Genomic DNA, 19,853 nt, shown 5'->3' with positions numbered 1-19,853 from the left:
TATGCGGTATACATTTTCGCTAAGAGCACGGTGAGGGTTACCTATGAACATGAATTACACAGCCGAGGAATTGGCTTTCCGCGACGAAGTTCGCGCATTTCTGGATGCCAAGCTGCCTGCGGACATCGCAGCCAAGGTGAAAGGCTTTCGCAAGCTGAGCAAGGAAGACCACCAGCGGTGGCAAAAAATTCTCAGCGAGCAAGGCTGGTACGCCACGCACTGGCCGGAACAGTACGGGGGTGTCAGCTGGACACCGGTCCAGAAGCACATCTGGGATGAAGAGTCCTGCCGTTACGGTGTGCCCCGCTCCATTCCCTTCGGCGTAAATATGGTGGCTCCGGTCATCATCAAGTTCGGCTCCGAAGAACAGAAGCAGCAATACCTGCCCCGGATTCTGAGCGGCGAAGACTGGTGGTGTCAGGGTTATTCCGAGCCGGGCGCCGGCTCTGACCTGGCTTCCCTGAAAACACGGGCTGTACGCGAAGGCGACCATTACATCGTTAATGGCCAGAAAACCTGGACCACGCTGGGCCAGCACGCCAACATGATCTTCTGCCTGGTTCGCACCAACACAGAAGTGAAGGCGCAGGAAGGCATCTCATTCCTGTTGATCGACATGAATACCCCGGGCATCACCGTTCGTCCGATCATCACTCTGGACGGCGAGCACGAAGTTAATGAAGTCTTCTTTGAAGACGTGAAGGTTCCGGCCGAAAACCTGGTAGGTGAAGAAAATAAAGGCTGGACCTATGCCAAGTACCTGCTCACCTACGAGCGCACCGGCCTGGCCGGCATCGGCCTGTCCAAGGCAGCGCTGACACATCTCAAGCAGCTGGCCAGCCGTCGGGTGAAGAACGGCAAACCCCTGATTCAGGATCCGACCTTCAGCCAACGTATCGCGCAGGTCGAAATCGACCTGATGGCAGCAGCGATCAGCAACCTGAGAATTGTTGCCTCGGTAGAGGGCGGCGGCGTTCCGGGAGCGGAAAGTTCCATGCTGAAAGTGCGCGGCACCGAGATTCGCCAGGCCATCAACGACCTGGCACGCCGGGCGATCGGGCCTTACGCCATTCCGTTTGTTGAAGAAGAGATGGACCAGGCCTATGACGGCGAATTCCTGTCTGACCCGGATGCTGCTCCTCTGGCTGCCCATTACTTCAACAACCGCAAGCTGTCTATTTTCGGTGGATCAAACGAGATCCAGAAGAACATCGTTTCGAAAATGATTCTGGGACTTTAAGGAGGCGACCATGGATTTCCGACTCAACGAAGAGCAGCAAATGCTGCAGGACACCGTGGCTCGTCTGGTTCGCGGTGAATACAGCTTTGAAAAGCGGCTGGAATACAGCGAAACCGAACTTGGCTTCAGTGAAAGTTTCTGGAAGCAACTGGGCGAACTGGGCCTGATGGCTGTGCCATTCCCCGAGGAACTTGGCGGCTTTGGCGGCACCGGTGTTGAAGTTCAAAGCGTGATGACCGAGCTGGGCCGCGGCCTGTGCATCGAGCCGTACCTTCAATCTGTGGTTCTTGGTGGCGGGCTAATTAGCCAGGCCGGCAATGAACAGCAGAAAGAACAGTGGCTGGCCGGCATTGCAACAGGCGAAACCCAGGTAGCCGTTGGCCTGCAGGAGCCCCAGAGCTTCTACAACACAAATGACGTAGAAACCACCGCCGAGAAAGCCGGCAGCGACTATGTTCTTAACGGTCGCAAAGCGGTCGTAATCGGTGGCCATAGTGCCGACCTGCTGGTGGTTTCTGCCCGCACAGCCGGCAACAGCCGTGATGCCGCTGGCATCAGCCTGTTCGTCATCGACGCCAATGCTGAAGGCCTGGAGCGTCGCAGCTACCCGACCATCGACGGCGCGAAGGGCTGCGATCTATTCCTGAACAACGTCAAAGTCGGCGCAGACGCTCTGCTGGGCAACGAAGGTGAGGCTGCCGATGTTATTGAATACCAGGTTGGCCGTGCCATTTCCGCTCTGTGTGGTGAAGCGGTCGGCGTTATGGAAGTCGCCTGTGACCTGACCCTGGACTATCTCAAACAGCGCAAGCAGTTTGGTGTGCCCATCGGAAAGTTCCAGGTGCTTCAGCACCGGATGGCCGACATGATGTCCGAACTGGAGCAGGCTCGTTCAATGGCCATCCTTGCCGCCAGCGTGGCTGATGAGCCGCAGAGTGACGAGCGCCGCCGGGTAATTGCGGCCGCTAAGAACGTAATTAGTCGCAGCGCCCAGTTTATTTCCGAGAAGGGCGTTCAGTCACACGGCGGTATTGGCATGACCTGGGAATACAACTTTGCCCACTACGCCAAGCGCCTGGTGATGATCAACCACCAGCTGGGCGATGATGATTTCCACCTGGAGCGCTATGCCGCCCTGCTGGAAGCCAACTGATACTGAATCAGTGAACCTTGGGTCTGCCTCCACATTCAGTCAGGACCCTCTTTCGGGGTGGCCTATGCCACCCCTTTTTTATGCCTGGAATAACCTTGAGTAATAAATCTCTACGGAGGAACAATCATGACAAAAAACCATCCGGACGAAATGCAGGCTGATCTGAGAAAAGCCGAATGGAAAATAAGAACCGAACTGGCTGCCGCCTATAGACTGGTAGCCCTGTTTGGCTGGGACGACCTGGTGTTCACCCATCTGTCGGCCCGGGTGCCCGGCCCGGAGCATCACTTTCTGATCAACCCCTACGGATTGCTGTTCCATGAAATGACTGCCTCATCCCTGGTGAAAGTCGACCAGAATGGCGAAGTCGTGGAAGCCGGCGGGCTGCGCAGGGTTAACCCGGCGGGGTTTACCATCCACAGCGCCGTACATATGGGGCGTGAAGATGCAGGAGCCGTCATGCACCTGCATGCATCAGATGGTGTTGCGGTATCAGCCCACCGTGATGGCCTCCAGCCCCTGAGCCAGACCGCCATGCTGTGCCTTGAGCACCTGAGTTACCACGAATATGAAGGCGTAGCGCTCAACCTTGATGAGAGGGAGCGCCTGATCCGGGATCTGGGTAACAAATCCATGATGATCTTGCGAAATCACGGCATTCTGACCGTGGGCCGCGACGTGCCGGAAACCTTCACATACCTCTACTTCCTGATGAAGGCCTGCGAGATACAGGTAAAAGCGCAGAGTTGTGGCCCGGTATACATGCCCACCCAACAGGCTATCGACACCACGGCGGATCAATCAGGCTCACTCGGCAAGGCAGCAAAGCTTACCTGGCCCGCCCTTCTGAGACTGCTTGATGCCAGGTCTCCTGGCTACAACGTTTGAGCCCTTCATCAATCCACTATCAGGAAGGTCCTATGATTACTGTTGATATTAATGAACTGGCAGCCTATCAGGGCATGCTGATTGGCCACAGCCCCTGGGTAACCGTGAGCCAGGCCATGATAAACGCCTTTGCCGAAACCACCGGCGACCATCAGTGGATCCATGTGGATGTCGACCGGGCCAGCCGGGAGTCACCCTGGAAGAGCCCGGTAGCCCATGGCTACCTGACGGCATCACTGATCCCCAAGCTCAACAGCGAGGTCATCAAGGTGACCGGTACTTCAGCCACCATCAACTATGGCCTGAACAAGCTGCGTTTTCCGGCGGCGGTGAAGGCTGGCTCGGATATCCGGTCCCGGGTTGAGCTGGCATCCCTGAAGCAGGTGGATGATCACCGCCTGCTGGCCACCTACCAGACCGTGGTGGAAATAAGGAACGAAGACAAGCCAGCCTGCGTACTGGAAAATCTGGCCATGTACGTGGTCTGAGCCTTCCGGTCAGTGCAAAAAGGCGGCAAGCCCTGAGAGTGGGGGGGAGCCGCCTTCCTAACTTCCAGTGTTGTGCAAGCTACTTCTGCCACTCCTGTTCCTGGAGTGCCCGCCACATCAGCTTTCCGGTCGGTGATTTTGGTAACTCATCAACAAATTCAATGATGGTTGGTACCTTGTAGGCCGCCATTTGCTCCTTACACCAACTGATGATGTCATCCTTGGTTGTTGTGTTTTCAGCCTCAGGCGTTAGTACAATACAAGCCTTGACCGTTTCACCACGCTTGGGGTCCGGGGCAGAAATAATGCAGACTTCGTGGATGGATGGGTGACGGTACATCAACCCTTCCACTTCCGATGGCCAGACCTTGAAGCCAGAGGCGTTGATCATGCGCTTGACCCGATCCACCATGAAGAAATAGCCGTCTTCGTCGTAGTAACCCAGGTCGCCGGTACGGAAGAAACGCTTGCCATCGATTTCGACGAATGAAGCCTCGGTATCCACCGGGCGATTCCAGTAGCCCAGCGTGACCTGAGGCCCGCAGGACACGATCTCTCCGGTTTCTCCCACGCCTTTCTCTTCAAGCGTATCCACGTCGATAATCCGGCTGTCGACATCAAACACCGGAATGCCCAGACACTGGGGCTTGGGGCTTTTGGTTGGATTGATATGGGTCGCTGCCATGGTTTCAGACAGACCGTAGCCTTCAATGTAATCAAGGCCCGTCAGCTTTTTGAGCTTCTCGGCGACCGCAACCGGCATGGCGGCACCACCACCACCAATCATGTTCAGGCTGCTGATGTCGTACTTGCCCAGATCCGGATTCGACAGGAAGTCCACCGCCATGGTGACGATGTTGGTCCAGCCGGTAACCTTGTAACGCTCAATCAAACGTGCCGCTGTGGTTCTGTCCCAACGGGTCATGATGACAGAAGTGGCACCGCAGAATATGGGACCGTTCATGGAGCCAGTCATGCCGGTTACGTGGAAGAACGGCAGCGTGGATAGCTGAACACTATCCGGAGTGGACAGATTCCAGAATACCCGGTGCACGGCTGTCGCCATCACCGACCGGTGAGTGTGCATGCAGCCCTTGGGTGCCCCGGTGGTACCGGAGCTGTACGGAATAACGGCAAGGTCATCCGGGCCGGCAGTATGTTCACCGGGCTTGTGTCCGGCTTCCAGGGCCGCCTCCCAGGTAACCACTCCCGGTATATCCCTGGACCACGCGGGCGCAGCAACTTCAGCCGGCAATGTCAGGTCGGTTTCCGGGTTAATGTAGGTGTTGTAAGATGCAACAATCACTTGTTCCAGGTTGGTCTCACCAATCAACGGCGCGATGAAGCCCGCCAGTTCCTGGCCCGCCATGCACACCGTGGAGCCAGTATCCGAAATATAGTGCTCAAGCTCCGCCGCGCGGTTCATGGGATTCACAGGAATAACCACGGCGTCGGCCCGCAGGATGGCATAGTAGGAGATCACATACTGCGGGGAGTTCTGCATATAAAGCAGGACCCGATCACCCTTCTTGACCCCCTGGGCCTGCAGGTAACCCGCCATAGTATCGACTTCTCGCTTAAGCCGGGCATAGGTCATGGGCGCATCGTAGAAAACGATGGCATTGTGGTCCGGATAACGCAGTGCCGAGACTTCCAGGTTGGTGTACAGACTGGTTTTCGGCAGGGTCATGGTTTTGGGCAGATCTTTCGGCCAAACCTTGTAGTGGCGTGTAAACATATTCTTGTTCTCCCCCTGGGTTAATTCAGTCAACCGCTTGAGCGGACAAATCAAAATAATCAACAGCCCCGGGCAAGGGCTCGTCATGGCGTAACGGTGAAATGGCAACGGCTTTTTCACGAAGTACGGTCACATCCGCATCCGGCGCCACAATGTGGCGTGAGCTCCGGTCAAAACCAAGCCACCAGTAAGGCAGGCTGCGCGCATCACGGCCAGCGACCAGTGTTGGCTTCTGGATAGAGCCGTTGGACTGCCGACACCATCGGGCTGCGGTAATATCGGCCGCTTCACAGGCTGGAAAGTTCACATTCCACGCCAGAACCTGGCCGGGGTGGTAAAGCCTGCGAATGACCGCTTCAGCAAAGGTTTCCACCGGCGACCAGCGGACGTCGTCCCGGTTCAGGTAAGCCTGGCTCAGCGCAATGGCCGGAATGTTCATGTGGTGGGCACTCAGTACCGCTCCAACGGTACCCGAGTACTGGACCGAATCACTGATATTCGCTCCGCAATTCACACCGGAGAGCACCAGGTCTGGCGGTGTTTCCCCGAACCACTCGGCCAGGGAATACAACACACAATCGGCCGGTGTGCCTGAAACCGAATAACGATTAGCCCCAACCTGATAAACCCGTAACGGACTGTGAATGGATATGCTCTGGCCAGCTCCGCTGCGATCATGTTCCGGAGCCACAACCCAGACCTCATCGGCCAACCGCCGGGCAATGGCTTCAAGGATAGCGATACCCGGCGCATTGATGCCGTCATCGTTGGTAATCAGAATTCGATTGGCAATCTTTCCCTGCATCATCGCTTCTCCGCTCATGGCTTCCGGCCTTCACAAGCAATCTGCCAGCCGATATCCGCCAGCAGGCTGGCACGCTTGCCAACTTCCAGCGCATTGGCGTTGGCAGCATTGCCATCCAGGGCCCGCTTGTAAACGCCCTGAAGAATGGCCGCCAGCCGGAATAACGAGAACGACAGGAACACGTGCCAGTCATCGATGCCGTCCCGGCCGGTTTTCACGCAGTACCGGGCAATGGTTTCCTGCTCGCTTGGTATACCAAGCTCCTGCAGATCTTCACCATTCAGGCCTCGCATACCGGGCATGTCAGCAGGCAGGTGGTATGGCAGGCAGTAATAGGCGAGGTCTGCCAGCGGATGCCCGAGAGTCGACAGCTCCCAATCCAGGATCGCGATTACTTCCGGGCGATCCGGTGCCAGCATCAGGTTGCCAAACCGGTAGTCACCGTGGGCAATCGAAGTCTCATCCCTGGCCGGGAGGTTCTCCGGCAGCCAGGACATCAGCTTGTCCATGGCCGGCAGGTCATCCGTCCGGGATGCGAGATATTGCTTGCTCCAGCGAGCCACCTGACGGGACACATAACCCTCCGGGCGGCCGTAATCTGCCAGGCCAATAGCGTTGACATCCACAGAGTGCAAAGCTGCCAGCGTGTCGATGGCTGAGTGATGAGCCCTCATTCGCTCATCACGCTCCAGCTCTTTGAGTGCTGAATGGGAGTAAATCCTGCCTTCCAGAAAATCCATCACGTAGAAGGGAGTGCCAATGACCTCACTGTCTTCACACAGTACGCGAGCATTGGGTACCGGAACGGACGTGTGTTCAGCGAGCGCGCGCATAACGCGGTATTCCCGTTCCACCATGTGAGCCGAAGGCAGCGTTTTTCCCGGGGGCTTCTTCCGCAGTACATAACGCCTGTTGCCGGTATCCAGCAGAAAGGTAGGGTTGGATTGCCCGCCCTGAAACTGCTTCACGTCCATCTGGTTACCGAATTCCGGCAATGCCTGCTGAAGCCAGTTGAGCAGGTGGGCTTCATCGAATTTGTGGGCTGGCAGAACCGCTACCAGCTCTGGAGTCATGCTCATGATTATCTCTTGTCGTTATGTTCTGACTACCCCTGGCGCCAGACAGGTGCCCGGCGGCAGGGGTGTTCCGGTTTCCCGGTATCAGCAGATGGTTTCACCACCGTCGGCAACAATCACCTGCCCGGTAATGTAGGCACTGGCCGGGGTCGCCAGGAAAACAGCCAGGCCGGCAATATCGATCGGATCACCGATGCGCCGAAGCGGGGTTTTGTCTTCTGCCCGCTTTACGCGAACCGGGTCTTCCCAAAGCGCTTTGGCAAAATCGGTCTTGATCAGGCCCGGCGCAATGCTGTTCACACGGATACCCTTCGGCCCCCACTCAACGGCCAGGTTGCGCGCCAGGGCAGCTTCTGCCGCCTTGGACACACCGTAAGTGCCGATAGTGGTGTTGCCGCGAATACCGGCAATACTGGACAGCAGCACCACAGAACCTGAGCCCTTTTCGGCCATCTGTGGCAGCACCATATTGGTGAGCCAGAAGGTTCCCTTGACGTTGGTGTCCATGATCTTGTCCCAGGCGTCGTCGGTCATTTCCGCGGTCGGACCATACACCGGGTTGGTCGCGGCGTTGCAAACCAGAACGTCGATGCTGCCCCAGGCTTCGTTGGTTTTGTCGACCAGGTTTTGCAGGTCTTCCTTCTTGCCGACGTGGCAAGCGATGGCCATGGCATCAAAGCCCTGGGCCCGCATTTCACTGGCAACCTGTTCACAGGCTTCAGCCTTACGGCTGGAGATCACAACCCGGGCGCCACAGCGGGCCATTTCTTCGGCAATGGCCCGGCCAATGCCCTTGGTGGAGCCTGTGATAACAGCCACTTTCCCGGTCATATCAAATAATGGATTAGTCATTTCCGAATCCTTATTACTCTGGGTAACAGCTGTTTCAGCGGTACTGACGCAATTCAAGTTTGGCGACGGAATCCAGGTGAACCTCATCCGGGCCATCTGCCAGGCGCAGGGTACGGACTTTCGCCCAGGCCGACGCCAGGAAGGTGTCCTGGCTCACGCCAGCACCACCGTGCACCTGTATTGCGCGGTCGATGACCTTCAGGGCCATGCTCGGGGCAATCACCTTGATCATGGCAATTTCCTGACGGGCCACTTTGTTGCCTACGGTATCCATCATATGGGCAGCCTTAAGGGTCATCAGGCGAGCTTGCTCGATGTCGATGCGACTACGGGCAATGTCTTTCCGGATGGAATCAAATTCGGAAAGCGGGCGACCAAAGGCCTCACGGGCATTCGCGCGCTTGCACATAAGTTCAAGGGCCCGCTCGGCGACACCGATGGTGCGCATGCAATGGTGGATACGGCCCGGCCCGAGGCGCCCCTGGGCGATTTCAAAGCCGCGACCTTCACCCAGCAGGATATTACTGACCGGTACACGCACGTTGTCGTAGTGAATCTCGGCGTGGCCGTGCGGCGCATGGTCATAACCGAATACCGTCAGCGGGCGAATCATTTTCACCCCGGGTGCATCCAGTGGCACCAGAATCATCGACTGCTGCTGGTGCTTGGGAGCGGTGGGATCGGTTTTGCCCATAACGATGGCAATCTTGCTGGTGGTGGTCATGGCACCTGAAGACCACCACTTACGCCCGTTGATAACGTACTCGTCACCTTCCCGACGAATCTCGCAAGCAATGTTGGTTGCGTCAGAGGAAGCGACGTCCGGCTCGGTCATGGAAAAGCAGGATCGGATTTTTCCATCCAGAAGCGGCTTCAGCCACTGCTCCTGCTGTTCCTCGTTTCCGTAACGGGCAATGGTCTCCATGTTGCCGGTGTCCGGCGCGGAGCAGTTGAATACCTCGGGAGCCATCTCGGAACGGCCCATAATCTCGCACAAATGTGCGTACTCGAAGTTTGTCAGGCCGGCCCCCAGATCACTTTCTGGCAGGAACAGGTTCCACAGCCCGGCAGCCTTCGCTTTTTCTTTCAGCTCTTCAATGATCGGAACCGGTGCCCAACGGTTCTCCGCGGTTGCCACCTGATGGTGATGCTTTTCTTCATTCGGGTAGATATAGGCATTCATGAACTCGGTTAATTCGGCCTGCAGCTTCTTGGCCTTGTCAGACAGCTCGAACATATCCGCTTCCTCTCTGTTTAGTTATTTGCGACTGCTACTAACGCCGGCAATCGCGTTAGCAGGCATTCAGACGGGAACGCCTTCAGGTTTCTCACTACCAGAACGTATCCGGAAAGTGCCCTCACCGATTGCTAGCAGATTGCCCTGCTCGTCGTGAACTTCACCGGTACTGTTAAAAATCCGGCTTCCCCCCGCGCGCTTACGACCGGTCACCCGAATTACGCCCCCGGTGCACTGCCCAGTAAACGTGGTGGTCAGCGAAAGCGTAATAGCCTTGCGCATGCGCCCGGGATAGGGGCAGTAAGTGCCGGCCTCGGCCATGGCAATATCCAGCAAGGAGGTAAGTACTCCGCCATGGATCACACCACCCAGATTCAGGTGATCGGACTGGATTTCCAGCTCGATCACGGCCTCGTCCTCTTCCCACGACACCTGCCGGTAGCCCAGCATGTTGTGAAAACCCGGCAAGTCTTTGCCACCGGTAATGTGCAGACTACTGTTGCTCATCAGACTTTCATTCCAGGCAGGTTGAGGGACGCGGTGTTCCCGCCATCAACGGCCAGGGCCTGGCCGGTAATGTAACTTGCGTCGTCACTGGCGAGAAAAAGGATGGCGGCAGCAATTTCTGCAGGGTCGCCATAACGGCGGAGTTCACAACGGGAGCCAAGTTTGTGGGCTTTTTCGTGTGCCCGGGCATAGTCAAAGACTTTCTGGGTCATACCGGTTTCAACCAGCCCCGGACAAACAGCGTTTACCCGCACGTTGTCCATCCCCAGATCACAGGCTGCGGTCATGGTCAGGTTGATCACGCCGGCCTTTGATGCGCTGTAGGCATTGCCTCCAGCCCCCGAACGAATACCAGCAACCGATGCAGTATTGACAATGCTGCCCTTCTTGCGGGCCTGCATGTGAGGTGCAACGTGCTTTATCGTCAGCATGGTTCCCAGCAGGTTTACAGCGAGCACTTTCTCCCACTCGTCACGACTGTTCTCGGTGACCGGCGGATGGGCTCCGGAAATACTGGCGATACCGGCGATATTGCACAGCACATCAATCTGGCCAAAGGTCTTCATGGTTTCGGCTACCAGGGCAGTTACCGCAGCCTCATCAGCAACATCTGCCACCCGACGCAGCACAGATACACCATCGGCCATCTGATTTTCGGTTTCGAGCAAGCCACCCTCGGCGACATCAACAAGCACAACGGATGCCCCTTCGCGACCCAGCCTGAGTGCGGTTGCCCGCCCGATACCACTTCCGGCCCCGGTGACGATTACCACTCGCTGATCAAATCGCCCCATGAAATTCTCCCCGCTAACATGATTTATTTTTGTGTGTTCTATTTTGCTTTCCAGATAATTTGTCACGCGCAACGGTTATGAGTCAATATAATTGGAAGTTAATTTCATCTAGCAAAACTACAACATCAAAGGATGACAAAATGAAAACGCGATTTGACGAAATGCCCGTATACGCTCCCACTGACTCCGGCGAAGCCATGGAGGCCATCGGTTTTCGTATTCAGGCCTTTGCCAGCGGACAAGGCGACAAGACCGCAATCACCGACGAAAAGGGAGCACTCAGCTGGGCCGGCCTGCTGCATGAGGTCAACCGCATTGCCAACAGGCTGCGACAGGCCGGCCTTAAAAAAGGCGACTGCGTTGCGGCCTTGTCGGAAAACAGCAGGGAAATGGTGGCCCTATATCTGGGAACCCTGGTGGCGGGTGGTTGCATGGTACCGCTTTCCGGTATGGCCAGCGGCGAATCCCTGGCTCTGATGATTCGTGACTGCGGCTCCAGGTTCCTGTTCGTTTCCCGTAAAAACCTCGATATCTGGGCCGAAGCCAGCCTCAGGGCCGGCCTGAATCACGATGAGGTGATCGGGCTGGACAACGATGCTGCCGGACAGCATTTAAAGGACTGGCTGGGCTCGATTCCCGCCGAGCCAGACCCGGCGCCGGTAACGCTGAACGATCCGTTCAACATCATTTACAGTTCAGGCACGACCGGAACTCCCAAGGGCATACTCCACGACTACCGCTTCCGCCAGCGACAAATGGTCAGGATGAGCCGGTTCGGGCTCAACGGTGAAGCCGTTAACCTTGTATCGACACCAATGTACTCCAACACCACCCTGGTATCGGTGCTACCGACCATTTTCTATGGCGGCACCCTCGTGCTGATGGCCAAGTTTGATGCCCGTCGCTTCCTTGAACTGGCAGAACAGCACAAAGTCACCCACGCCATGCTGGTGCCCGTGCAGTTTGAGCGCATATTGGCGGTTCCGGACTTCGACCAGTTTGACCTTTCAAGCTTCAAGCTCAAGCTCTGTACCAGTGCGCCGCTCCGGGCCCATGTGATCGCCGAAACCATGAAACGCTGGCCAGGCAATATCCGGGAGGTCTATGGCCTCACAGAAGGCGGCATTTCCACCAGCCTCGACTGCGCTGCCTATCCGGACAAATGGGATACCGTCGGACTGCCCACCGAAGGGGCTGAAGTAAGGGTGGTCAGCGAAGATGGCAAGGAGCTGCCTCAGGGTGAGATCGGCGAGATTGTCGGGCGCGCGATTTCCATGATGCGGGGTTACGTAAACCGCCCGGAGCAGACCAGGGAGATGCTGTGGCAAAGCCCCGATGGACTTGCCTTTTATCGCAGCGGCGATATGGGCCGCATTGACGAAGACGGCTTTGTTCATATTCTCGACCGCAGGAAAGACATGATTATTTCCGGCGGTTTCAACATCTACGCCGTAGACCTGGAAAAAGTCGTCCTCAGCCATCCTGCGGTATTCGATGCTGCGGTTATCGGCATACCCAGCAGCCAATGGGGCGAAACTCCCCTCGCTCTGGTGGTAAAGAAATCCGGATGCCAGGAAACAGAAGAGGAAATCCGGGACTGGGCCAACCAGCATCTGGGCAAGACCCAGCGCCTCAGTGCCGTAGAGTTCCGGCAGGAACTGCCTCGCTCTACCATTGGCAAGGTCTTGAAGCGGGAGCTAAGAACGCCTTACTGGGATAACAGCGCCGGTTAACGGCGCTGCATACGATTCAGGGCATCACGGCAGTCATCGGAACGCAAGCGCTCACTGAACACACCGCGCTCCCGCTCCAATGCCTGCTGCACCTGGTCGCGCCATGGCGCCTTCATTAAACGCTTGCTGGCCCGCAATGCCTCTCGGGGCTTTTCTCCCAGCCTGCCCGCCAGGGCCAGGGCCGAATCCACAGCCTGCCCATCATCTACCACCCGGCTTACCAGGCCACACTCACCGGCCTGGGTGCCATCCAGGGTTTCACCAAGCAACAGCAATTCAGCAGCCATACGAGAGCCAAGGTGCAATGGCATGGTCACAGTTGAAGCAGCCTCCGGCACCAATCCCAAATCGACAAAGGCAGTTTTGAACCTGGCCGAGCGCCCCGCAAATACGCTGTCGCAATGGAGCAACATAGTGGTGCCAATACCAATCGCCAACCCTTCCACCGCCGCTATCACCGGAGTATCACACGCCATCAATTCTTCAATGAATGCAAGGCCGGCAGAGGGTTTCGGGTTTTCGTCCGTAGCCCGCGCCCGGAAATCATCAAGATCGTTGCCGGCGGTAAACACACCTTCAGCACCCGAGATGACGATGGCATGCACATGCTGGTCAGAACTTGCCTCCCGCACATAACCTGCCAGCTGCTCATACATGTTTCGGTTCAGGGCGTTCTTTTTATCCGGACGATCTATAACAAGATGGATCGTTTTTTCTTGGCTATATTTCTTGATCATGTACATCTCCTGGGTGTCGCCCTCCCCCTCTGAAACAGGAGAAAAACGTCCTATTGCAAATGGCAAATCTTGTGATAAAGTCGAACAACAAAAGTTCACGGTGCAGTCTTATATTCTGCACTGCGAAACACAAGCAATGCAACTATAACAAATACTGGAGCAAACTTATGGGCTTCCTTGCCACATTCAGAAAAAACCTTACTACCTATGCATCCGCGTTAACACTGGGTGTATCTGCTGTTATCGCCAGCGCACCTGTATACGCTGAAAAAACCTACACCTGGAAGGTTCAGTCCCACTGGCCAGGCTCCAGCAGCTCCTACCAGGACAGCCTTGGTCGACTGAAGGATGTGATCGAAGAACGCTCTGAAGGCCGGATCAAGCTCCAGCTGTTTGAAGCAGGCGCTATGTTCAAGGCCACAGAAACCTTCAATGCCGTGAGTCGTGGCATTCTGGAAATGGGTACGATTTCTCCCGGTTATGCCCAGGACAAGATGACCCTGGCCGGCATTGCTTCTGGCCTGCCCTTCGCATTCCGAAACGTTTGGGAAGCCGCGTACTTCCACCAGAACATGGGCTTCGAACAAATGCTGCGGGATGAAGCCGCCAAGTCTGGCGTTTACTGGGCAACCGACAAGGTTTACCCGACCGAAATGGTTACCAGCAAACCCATCAACAGCTGGGAGGACTTCACGGGGCTGAAAATCCGTTCCTCCGGTGCGCTTCAGAAGTTCCTGACCGAAGCCGGTGCTTCCGCTTCCTATATCCCGGGCAGTGAACTGTACACCGCACTGGATTCCGGCATTGTAGACGGCGCCCACTGGGGCGCTGCCCAGGGTGCTGCGAGCATGGGCCTGTACGATGTTGCCAAGTACCACGTTCAGCCTGCGCTGAACATTGCCGGCACTGATGTCATCATCGTCAGCCAGAAGGCCTTGGACAAACTTCCTGAAGACCTCCAACAGGTAGTGAAGCAGGCTCTGGATGAGCAATTCTGGATTCGTACCAACCAGTATCTGTACAAAGAGCGTATCGCCCTGGCCAAGGCCGTTGCTGATCAAGGTGTTGAAGTAAACGTGATGCCTGATGATGTTCAGCAGAAGCTTGCCCAGACCGCCCAGGGCATGTGGGATGAAGAAGCCAAGCGCAGCGATGAGGCCAAGAAGGCTCTGAGCCTGCTCAAGCAGTTCCTTGGCGAACTTGGCTACCTCTGATCTTAAACGCAACACCACAGGCCCCGATTAACCCCCGGGGCCTGTTTTCTCAGTTCACATCAAAGTCCCCCGGAGAGTGCCATGAGCGTAGTCAGCGCATTCATGAAAGGCGTCACCAGGCTCAACGAGTACGTTGGCCGATGTATAGCCCTGATCGTCTTTCCCATGTTTGTCTTTCTGATACTTGAAGTAGCTCTGCGCTATTTTTTCAATTCACCTTCGGTGTGGACAAATGAACTGACACAGCTGCTGTTCGGTGTATACGCAGTAATGTCTGGCGGATACATCATGGCCCACCGCGGGCACGTGAATGTCGATCTGCTGCACTCGACGCTTAAGCTGAGGGCCCAAGGCTTTGTCGACATTTTCACCTCTATTCTGTTTTTCATTTTCATGCTGGCGCTGGTCTGGTTCAGCTTTGACATGGCCTCTGAGTCGTTCGAAAGCCGGGAAACCTCCTTTTCTGCCTGGAACCCGCCTATCTGGCCAGCCAAGGGAGCCATCTTTGTTGCCTCTGTTTTGATGCTGCTGCAAGGCATTGTGAGGTTGCTGGAGGATATCGCCATCGCATTTAACCTGAGCTATTACGACCCCGCCGAGCGGAAAAGCCATTCTGAAGAAGGAGAAGCATAATGAGCATTGAAGTCATGACGCTTCTTTTCTTTGGTTCGCTGCTGTTTTTCCTGTTGCTTGGCCTGCCACTGGCATTCGTGCTGGGTGGTGTGTCTGTTGTTTTTCTTTATTTCACCTGGGGCTTTGACTCCTTCTACATGGTGGTTTCCCAGATCTGGGGCACCATGGAAAGCTTTACATTGGTGGCCATACCACTATTTGTCTTCATGGCGATGATTCTCGAACGCACAGGTGTTGCGCGAGACTTGTACCGCATGATGTATCTCTGGTTCGGCGGCCTCCGGGGCGGCCTGGCCATCGGTACTCTGGGTATTTGTGCGGTATTTGCAGCCATGGTGGGCATCAGCGGTGCGGCAGTGGTCGCTATGGGTGCGATCGCACTCCCCTCCATGCTCTCCCGGGGTTACGACAAGCAGATGGCACTCGGGGTTATCAATACCGGTGGCGGCTGGGGCGTTCTGATTCCGCCAAGTATCCTGATGATTCTGTATGCCCTGATTACGGGTGTATCCGTAGGCAAGATGTTTGCTGCAGGTGTTATGCCCGGCATTATGCTGATGGTACTCACCACCCTCTATATTGTTGTCCGCTGCGCCCTGCAGCCAGACCTGGCACCAGCGCTTCCTAAAGAAGACCGGGCATCCTGGCCTGAAAAGTTCCGCGCCCTGCGCTCTGTTCTCCTGCCGATCAGTGTGGTGGGAATGGTACTGGGCTCCATCATGGGCGGACTCACTACACCCACAGAAGCCGCAGCCATGGGTGTCCTCGGTGCGCTGATTTCAGCAGCGGTCTACGGCGAGTTCAAATGGTCGGTACTGAATGAAGCCGCGATCCGCACCCTCAAGCTGACTGGCTTGACCATGTGGATCCTGTTTTCGGCCCACGCATTCAGCTCTGCTTATCAAAGCATGGGAGCCCAGGCCCTGATTGAAAGCATTATGGCCATGATCCCGGGTGGAGCCTGGGGCACTATTATTGCCATGATGGTCATCATCTTCTTCCTGGGGATGGTTCTGGACCCTGTCGGCATTATGATGATCACACTGCCGGTATTTATTCCGATTATCACGGCATTAGGGTTTGACCCAATCTGGTTCGGCATTCTGTTCGTGATCAACATGGAGATCGGTTACAAGACACCACCCTTTGGTTTCAACCTGTTCTACCTGAAAGGTGTAGTGCCTCCGTCGGTCACAATGAACGATATCTACAAGTCGATCATTCCGTTTGTACTGGTAGAAATCGTTGGGATCATCCTGATCATGATCTTCCCGGAGATCGCAACCTGGTTGCCGGAATTACTCTTCTGAGATAGCAAAAAGGCCTGAGGTTTCTCAGGCCTTTTTGTTGGTCAAACAAGTACCGGGCTATGCTTTAAAGCCGATCAAAGGTATCTGCATTCGGACAAAATTCCCGACACTGCTCAGCAGACTCCCCGCCACGCAGCGCCTGCCAGCAGCGGGCCGGTGTCCGGGAAATTGATTGGGTGTGCACTATATGCGCCACCAGGACTAGTTCTGGTGTTTCAAAACTGCATTCACGGTGAAAGTGTAAGGTGCTTCCACGCCTAGTTTCTCACATCGCCGCAATACCGCCCCGGCAATGCTATCCAGCTCCAGCGGCCGGCCTTTCTCCTGATCCACCAGCATGGAGGTTTTGATGGCGTTAAAGCTGCTGATCAGCTCAAACATGTCATCGAGATCCCGCTGCGCCAGGTTCACACCATCGGCTCTGGAGGCCTCTACAGTCTCAGCCATCATCCCGTAGACCATCTTGCCGAATTCCGGATGATGGGTCAGGCTTCGGGTGTCCAGAAGAGTGAGCGCAGACAGCGGATTAACACCGTTATTAATCACCAGTTTGCGCCAAAGCTCATAACGGATGTTTTCGGTTACGGTGGTTGGAATACCCGCCTCATTAAAGGCTGCCTCCAGCCTCTTCAGTAAAGCCACCCTTGGGTCATCAGGCTGTTGCTGAGGCCAGACGCCCATCACTACCTGGGCAACGCCTTCGGCGAAGACTTTGCCCGGCTCGGTAATATGGCCGCCAATACGCACCGCAAGGCCACCCAAGACACGGCCCTCTCCGACCACTTCTGAAATGAGGGGTTCGTTATCTACGCCGTTTTGAAGAGACAGCACCGGAACCGAACCAGCCCTCAACCATTCAGAAAGCTCCGTCATCACTGCGCTGGTGGCTGTCGATTTAAGGGCTATCACGATCAGGTCAAAATCATCCGCCTGATAGTTATGAATAAGGTCTTGGTGGTGGCAAGCCGGGAGGGAGTGGTGGAAAACCTGCCCTTCATAATCAACGGTCAGGCCGTTCGCTTGTAGGGCCGCGAGGTGATCTCCACGGGCGGTCAGTACAACCTGTTGGCCGACTTCAGCCAACCTTGCGGCATAATAGCCGCCGATGCCGCCGGCACCAACAATAAGAATTCTGAGAGTCGCCACTGAAACCTCTGGGTGCAGATAAGCCTTCCGGCACGATAAAGGAAGTGCTCGAAAAGTAGAACACCCGAAAGGTCGTATCAACTATCGAAAATGAAACCCAGCTCTCAAGGCCAGGTATACTCCGGCAAAGCCACCCCCTCCCCGGCCAACCGCTCCGTAATCTCCCGCCTCAGCGCCACCACATCCCGGACCTCCCGTTGCCTGAGTTGATCAACCTCTTCTTTAGTAAAATGCTCGACTGCCACACCGGGCTGGCCCCAGCGCTCCACCACATAATTCATCACCTCGGCAATCTCGGCATCGTTCAGACCAGCGCCAACAACGCCGGGCACATGCATCAGGTAAAGCCGGCTCTGTGCATCGTTGAAAAACACCTCCACAAAACCCGGAAACGGAGGAATGCCTGCGGCTTCCACGCCCATGCCATCCATGCCATGGCAACCGGTACAGCGCAGCATGTAGTTGGATTGCGCCGATCGCTCGGCAGCCGTTGCCGGCACCAGCAGTTGTGCAGCCAGCAGGGTTGTCAGCAGCAGGTTTCCTGTCCGTTTCCGTATCATCTTCCTAACTCCCTAAGTTCAGTGGGTACTCATTCCAGGGTTCAGCCATTAGCCACGCCCAGAACCACGGAAACGGTGCAGTGATACCCCTTGTTGGTATTGGCCATGCACCAGTTGATGTCGTTGTGCAGTCCCATCCGGTAGCCCGGGCGCTCCCCTTCGCTGGTGAAGCAGAAGGTGGAACTGGGCACCGTGGCCCGGCCGCAGCAATCGTTGTAAGACACCAGATAGTCCTTATCGTCGGCCGGATTGCGGCAGGTGCCGACCCACGCCACCTTGGAAGCCTCGGTGCCCGGTGGGCAGGAAGTCAGAGAGCCACCAGAGGTGGAACAGAGGTTGCCGTCCAGTGCGCAGTGCTTCCAGTAGCTACAATCGTTCTCGTCTTCCAGTGTGCCGGCAAACGCGGCGCCCCCCAGAGACCGGTCAAACGGCAGAACCGGGGCCAGCATGGCGCCGGCCATGACGGTTCCGGCCTTGGCCAGGAAGGATCGGCGGCCATAGCTCTGCGCCGCTTTCCTGGTGGATTGCTCGGATGTCTTATCAATCAGGTTAAACAAACGATCTATCATTCTGGGCATAGTGTCCTCCCGGACTTATTAACTAGCGGTTTTACTGACCAGCTCCTGCACAGAGGCATAGCCGGTTTCCAGCGCATTGAACAAACTTTCCAACTGCTCTCTTGAATTCACCAGGCCCTTGGCCCGCACCACACCCTGCTCGTCAAGCAGCACGGCAAATGGCAAGCGGGCCACCCGGTAAGTCACCCCAAGATGTTCCGACAACACGTAAGGAAATTGCTCCAACTTCTGTGTGGCAATCAGCTGCTCGTGGCGGGGTTGGTCGCCGTCACTGGCCAGCACCACAGAGAGCCAGCCGGCTTCGGATTTCTGGATCGACTTGAGCGCCGGCAGCAGCTTTTTGCAGATCGGGCAGGTCGGCGACAGAAAGAACACCAGGCTATGCTTGCCGGACGGCTGGCCAAGGTTCACCTTGCCGCCGGTCAGGCTATCCAGGTTGAACACCGGGGACAGCTCGCCCACTTTGGGGCCGCTGTCGTTGATCATGGCGCCCACAGGTGCCACCCGCTCGTGCAAGATGCCGACTTGTCGGGCGAGCACGAAGAAGCCCAGAATGAGCCCGGCCACCATCAAGGCCAGCAAAACAACGGTAAAAGATAGAATTGCCACAGTATTTCCCTCTGAATGTCAGTATTTGCTGTTAGCCAGCAGCAGCCGCTGGTTCTCGGCCAGCTTTCCGAACAGGTTGTAGATCAGCCACAGCCCGGTGCCGGCGGGTATCGCCACCATCAACCCGGCCAGCCCGGGTGCCTGCACACCTTGCTGCGCAACCAGGGCTGCCAGGCCCGCCAGCACCAGATTGCGCAGCACCAGCAGCCACGAAACCGGGTGCGCCGCGCCACCACAGCCGCAATCGATCTCGGCATGGCCCCGGAACAGGCTGACGGCCATGGCTGCGCCGTAAGCCAACAACAGCCCCACCATCCCCAACGCCCCCAGCCAGGAGGTGTCCGGATAAACCAGCAACAGCACACACGCCGCCTCGGCCGCTATCAACGCTCTGGCCAAAGGCCCCGCCAGCCATTCCGGAAGCAACTGGTAGTTGATGACATACCCGAGAAACCGACCGTAATCCGAAGCCTTGTGCCAGGCTGCGTGGGTAAACAGCAGGGCCAGCAGAACCATGGTGGTCAGCACGAACATCTGCAGGAGATCGGGGCCCAT

At 56.4% G+C, this 19,853-nt stretch carries 21 protein-coding genes; 8 read left to right on the top strand and 13 right to left on the bottom strand.

Translation table 11 applies throughout. The annotated features are described in order from the left end of the window. Window positions 1–43: 43 nt before the first annotated feature. The 4 genes from AQ621_RS17060 (at window position 44) to AQ621_RS17045 (ending at window position 3,769) form a co-directional block, all read left to right on the top strand. Window positions 44–1,240: an acyl-CoA dehydrogenase family protein gene (locus tag AQ621_RS17060; RefSeq protein ID WP_058342386.1), complete on the top strand. Its 1,197-nt coding sequence runs from the start codon at window positions 44–46 to the stop codon at window positions 1,238–1,240. Between the two features lie 10 nt (window positions 1,241–1,250). Next, on the top strand, window positions 1,251–2,393 hold the full coding sequence (locus tag AQ621_RS17055; RefSeq protein ID WP_058342385.1) for an acyl-CoA dehydrogenase family protein: 1,143 nt from the start codon (window positions 1,251–1,253) through the stop codon (window positions 2,391–2,393). A 126-nt stretch (window positions 2,394–2,519) separates the two neighbouring features. Continuing rightward, window positions 2,520–3,281: a class II aldolase/adducin family protein gene (locus AQ621_RS17050; RefSeq protein WP_058342384.1), complete on the top strand. Its 762-nt coding sequence runs from the start codon at window positions 2,520–2,522 to the stop codon at window positions 3,279–3,281. A gap of 32 nt (window positions 3,282–3,313) precedes the next feature. Continuing rightward, window positions 3,314–3,769 carry a MaoC family dehydratase gene (locus AQ621_RS17045; protein WP_058342383.1) on the top strand — a complete coding sequence of 152 codons (456 nt, stop codon included), beginning with the start codon at window positions 3,314–3,316 and terminating at the stop codon, window positions 3,767–3,769. A gap of 79 nt (window positions 3,770–3,848) precedes the next feature. Here AQ621_RS17045 and AQ621_RS17040 read toward each other — a convergent pair whose 3' ends face one another. The 7 genes from AQ621_RS17040 to AQ621_RS17010 form a co-directional block, all read right to left on the bottom strand. After that, window positions 3,849–5,507, bottom strand: a complete 1,659-nt coding sequence (locus AQ621_RS17040) for a long-chain fatty acid--CoA ligase (RefSeq protein WP_058342382.1) — start codon at window positions 5,505–5,507, stop codon at window positions 3,849–3,851. Between the two features lie 25 nt (window positions 5,508–5,532). After that, the gene (gene surE / locus AQ621_RS17035; protein WP_058091236.1) at window positions 5,533–6,312 is read right to left on the bottom strand and encodes a 5'/3'-nucleotidase SurE; all 780 of its coding nucleotides are present in this window, start codon (window positions 6,310–6,312) and stop codon (window positions 5,533–5,535) included. A gap of 14 nt (window positions 6,313–6,326) precedes the next feature. Next, the gene (locus AQ621_RS17030) at window positions 6,327–7,391 is read right to left on the bottom strand and encodes a phosphotransferase (RefSeq protein ID WP_058342381.1); all 1,065 of its coding nucleotides are present in this window, start codon (window positions 7,389–7,391) and stop codon (window positions 6,327–6,329) included. An 81-nt stretch (window positions 7,392–7,472) separates the two neighbouring features. Next, a complete protein-coding gene (locus AQ621_RS17025) occupies window positions 7,473–8,240 on the bottom strand; it encodes an SDR family NAD(P)-dependent oxidoreductase (protein ID WP_058342380.1) in 768 nt (255 codons plus the stop codon). A 34-nt stretch (window positions 8,241–8,274) separates the two neighbouring features. Further along, a complete protein-coding gene (locus AQ621_RS17020) occupies window positions 8,275–9,477 on the bottom strand; it encodes an acyl-CoA dehydrogenase family protein (RefSeq protein WP_023008950.1) in 1,203 nt (400 codons plus the stop codon). 66 nt (window positions 9,478–9,543) lie between these two features. After that, window positions 9,544–9,984, bottom strand: coding sequence for a PaaI family thioesterase (locus tag AQ621_RS17015; protein ID WP_058342379.1), 441 nt, complete (start codon window positions 9,982–9,984; stop codon window positions 9,544–9,546). Beyond that, complete coding sequence (locus AQ621_RS17010) at window positions 9,984–10,778, bottom strand: SDR family NAD(P)-dependent oxidoreductase (protein WP_058091217.1); 795 nt, start codon at window positions 10,776–10,778, stop codon at window positions 9,984–9,986. Before AQ621_RS17010 ends, AQ621_RS17015 begins: the two co-directional genes overlap by 1 nt. A 140-nt stretch (window positions 10,779–10,918) precedes the next feature. Here AQ621_RS17010 and AQ621_RS17005 point away from each other — a divergent pair, with 140 nt between their 5' ends. Beyond that, a complete protein-coding gene (locus AQ621_RS17005; protein WP_058342378.1) occupies window positions 10,919–12,511 on the top strand; it encodes a class I adenylate-forming enzyme family protein in 1,593 nt (530 codons plus the stop codon). Here the strand turns inward: AQ621_RS17005 and AQ621_RS17000 are convergent. Next, complete coding sequence (locus tag AQ621_RS17000; protein ID WP_058342377.1) at window positions 12,508–13,248, bottom strand: enoyl-CoA hydratase/isomerase family protein; 741 nt, start codon at window positions 13,246–13,248, stop codon at window positions 12,508–12,510. The genes AQ621_RS17005 and AQ621_RS17000 overlap by 4 nt on opposite strands. 167 nt (window positions 13,249–13,415) lie before the next feature. Here AQ621_RS17000 and dctP point away from each other — a divergent pair, with 167 nt between their 5' ends. From dctP to AQ621_RS16985, 3 genes are all read left to right on the top strand, one after another. After that, on the top strand, window positions 13,416–14,462 hold the full coding sequence (dctP, locus tag AQ621_RS16995; RefSeq protein ID WP_058342376.1) for a TRAP transporter substrate-binding protein DctP: 1,047 nt from the start codon (window positions 13,416–13,418) through the stop codon (window positions 14,460–14,462). A gap of 81 nt (window positions 14,463–14,543) precedes the next feature. Then, entirely contained in the window at window positions 14,544–15,095 is a 552-nt protein-coding gene (locus AQ621_RS16990) for a TRAP transporter small permease subunit (protein ID WP_023008944.1), read from the top strand. Next, the gene (locus AQ621_RS16985; protein ID WP_058342375.1) at window positions 15,095–16,405 is read left to right on the top strand and encodes a TRAP transporter large permease; all 1,311 of its coding nucleotides are present in this window, start codon (window positions 15,095–15,097) and stop codon (window positions 16,403–16,405) included. Before AQ621_RS16990 ends, AQ621_RS16985 begins: the two co-directional genes overlap by 1 nt. A gap of 201 nt (window positions 16,406–16,606) precedes the next feature. Here AQ621_RS16985 and AQ621_RS16980 read toward each other — a convergent pair whose 3' ends face one another. The 5 genes from AQ621_RS16980 to AQ621_RS16960 form a co-directional block, all read right to left on the bottom strand. Continuing rightward, the gene (locus AQ621_RS16980; RefSeq protein WP_227508378.1) at window positions 16,607–17,551 is read right to left on the bottom strand and encodes a ketopantoate reductase family protein; all 945 of its coding nucleotides are present in this window, start codon (window positions 17,549–17,551) and stop codon (window positions 16,607–16,609) included. Window positions 17,552–17,655: 104 nt separating this feature from the next. Beyond that, window positions 17,656–18,111: a c-type cytochrome gene (locus AQ621_RS16975; RefSeq protein ID WP_058342374.1), complete on the bottom strand. Its 456-nt coding sequence runs from the start codon at window positions 18,109–18,111 to the stop codon at window positions 17,656–17,658. 41 nt (window positions 18,112–18,152) lie between these two features. Further along, complete coding sequence (locus AQ621_RS16970; protein WP_058342373.1) at window positions 18,153–18,689, bottom strand: methylamine dehydrogenase light chain; 537 nt, start codon at window positions 18,687–18,689, stop codon at window positions 18,153–18,155. An 18-nt stretch (window positions 18,690–18,707) separates the two neighbouring features. Beyond that, window positions 18,708–19,298: a methylamine dehydrogenase accessory protein MauD gene (mauD, locus tag AQ621_RS16965; protein WP_201785342.1), complete on the bottom strand. Its 591-nt coding sequence runs from the start codon at window positions 19,296–19,298 to the stop codon at window positions 18,708–18,710. A gap of 18 nt (window positions 19,299–19,316) precedes the next feature. Then, window positions 19,317–19,853 (bottom strand): MauE/DoxX family redox-associated membrane protein, encoded by a 537-nt coding sequence (locus AQ621_RS16960; protein ID WP_058342372.1) that lies wholly within the window; start codon window positions 19,851–19,853, stop codon window positions 19,317–19,319.

The sequence above is a fragment of the Marinobacter sp. P4B1 genome, from assembly GCF_001447135.1.
GTDB lineage: Bacteria > Pseudomonadota > Gammaproteobacteria > Pseudomonadales > Oleiphilaceae > Marinobacter > Marinobacter vinifirmus.
This window is presented reverse-complemented; position numbering and strand designations above follow the sequence as displayed.

Excerpts from the sequence above, each read along its gene's own strand:
- AQ621_RS17060 (WP_058342386.1), top strand. The coding sequence starts at position 44 with ATGAACATGAATTACACAGCCGAGGAATTGGCTTTCCGCGACGAAGTT.
- AQ621_RS17055 (WP_058342385.1), top strand. The coding sequence starts at position 1,251 with ATGGATTTCCGACTCAACGAAGAGCAGCAAATGCTGCAGGACACCGTG.
- AQ621_RS17050 (WP_058342384.1), top strand. The coding sequence starts at position 2,520 with ATGACAAAAAACCATCCGGACGAAATGCAGGCTGATCTGAGAAAAGCC.
- AQ621_RS17045 (WP_058342383.1), top strand. The coding sequence starts at position 3,314 with ATGATTACTGTTGATATTAATGAACTGGCAGCCTATCAGGGCATGCTG.
- AQ621_RS17040 (WP_058342382.1), bottom strand. The coding sequence starts at position 5,507 with ATGTTTACACGCCACTACAAGGTTTGGCCGAAAGATCTGCCCAAAACC.
- surE (WP_058091236.1), bottom strand. The coding sequence starts at position 6,312 with ATGCAGGGAAAGATTGCCAATCGAATTCTGATTACCAACGATGACGGC.
- AQ621_RS17030 (WP_058342381.1), bottom strand. The coding sequence starts at position 7,391 with ATGAGCATGACTCCAGAGCTGGTAGCGGTTCTGCCAGCCCACAAATTC.
- AQ621_RS17025 (WP_058342380.1), bottom strand. The coding sequence starts at position 8,240 with ATGACTAATCCATTATTTGATATGACCGGGAAAGTGGCTGTTATCACA.
- AQ621_RS17020 (WP_023008950.1), bottom strand. The coding sequence starts at position 9,477 with ATGTTCGAGCTGTCTGACAAGGCCAAGAAGCTGCAGGCCGAATTAACC.
- AQ621_RS17015 (WP_058342379.1), bottom strand. The coding sequence starts at position 9,984 with ATGAGCAACAGTAGTCTGCACATTACCGGTGGCAAAGACTTGCCGGGT.
- AQ621_RS17010 (WP_058091217.1), bottom strand. The coding sequence starts at position 10,778 with ATGGGGCGATTTGATCAGCGAGTGGTAATCGTCACCGGGGCCGGAAGT.
- AQ621_RS17005 (WP_058342378.1), top strand. The coding sequence starts at position 10,919 with ATGAAAACGCGATTTGACGAAATGCCCGTATACGCTCCCACTGACTCC.
- AQ621_RS17000 (WP_058342377.1), bottom strand. The coding sequence starts at position 13,248 with ATGATCAAGAAATATAGCCAAGAAAAAACGATCCATCTTGTTATAGAT.
- dctP (WP_058342376.1), top strand. The coding sequence starts at position 13,416 with ATGGGCTTCCTTGCCACATTCAGAAAAAACCTTACTACCTATGCATCC.
- AQ621_RS16990 (WP_023008944.1), top strand. The coding sequence starts at position 14,544 with ATGAGCGTAGTCAGCGCATTCATGAAAGGCGTCACCAGGCTCAACGAG.
- AQ621_RS16985 (WP_058342375.1), top strand. The coding sequence starts at position 15,095 with ATGAGCATTGAAGTCATGACGCTTCTTTTCTTTGGTTCGCTGCTGTTT.
- AQ621_RS16975 (WP_058342374.1), bottom strand. The coding sequence starts at position 18,111 with ATGATACGGAAACGGACAGGAAACCTGCTGCTGACAACCCTGCTGGCT.
- AQ621_RS16970 (WP_058342373.1), bottom strand. The coding sequence starts at position 18,689 with ATGCCCAGAATGATAGATCGTTTGTTTAACCTGATTGATAAGACATCC.
- AQ621_RS16960 (WP_058342372.1), bottom strand. The coding sequence starts at position 19,853 with ATGGGCCCCGATCTCCTGCAGATGTTCGTGCTGACCACCATGGTTCTG.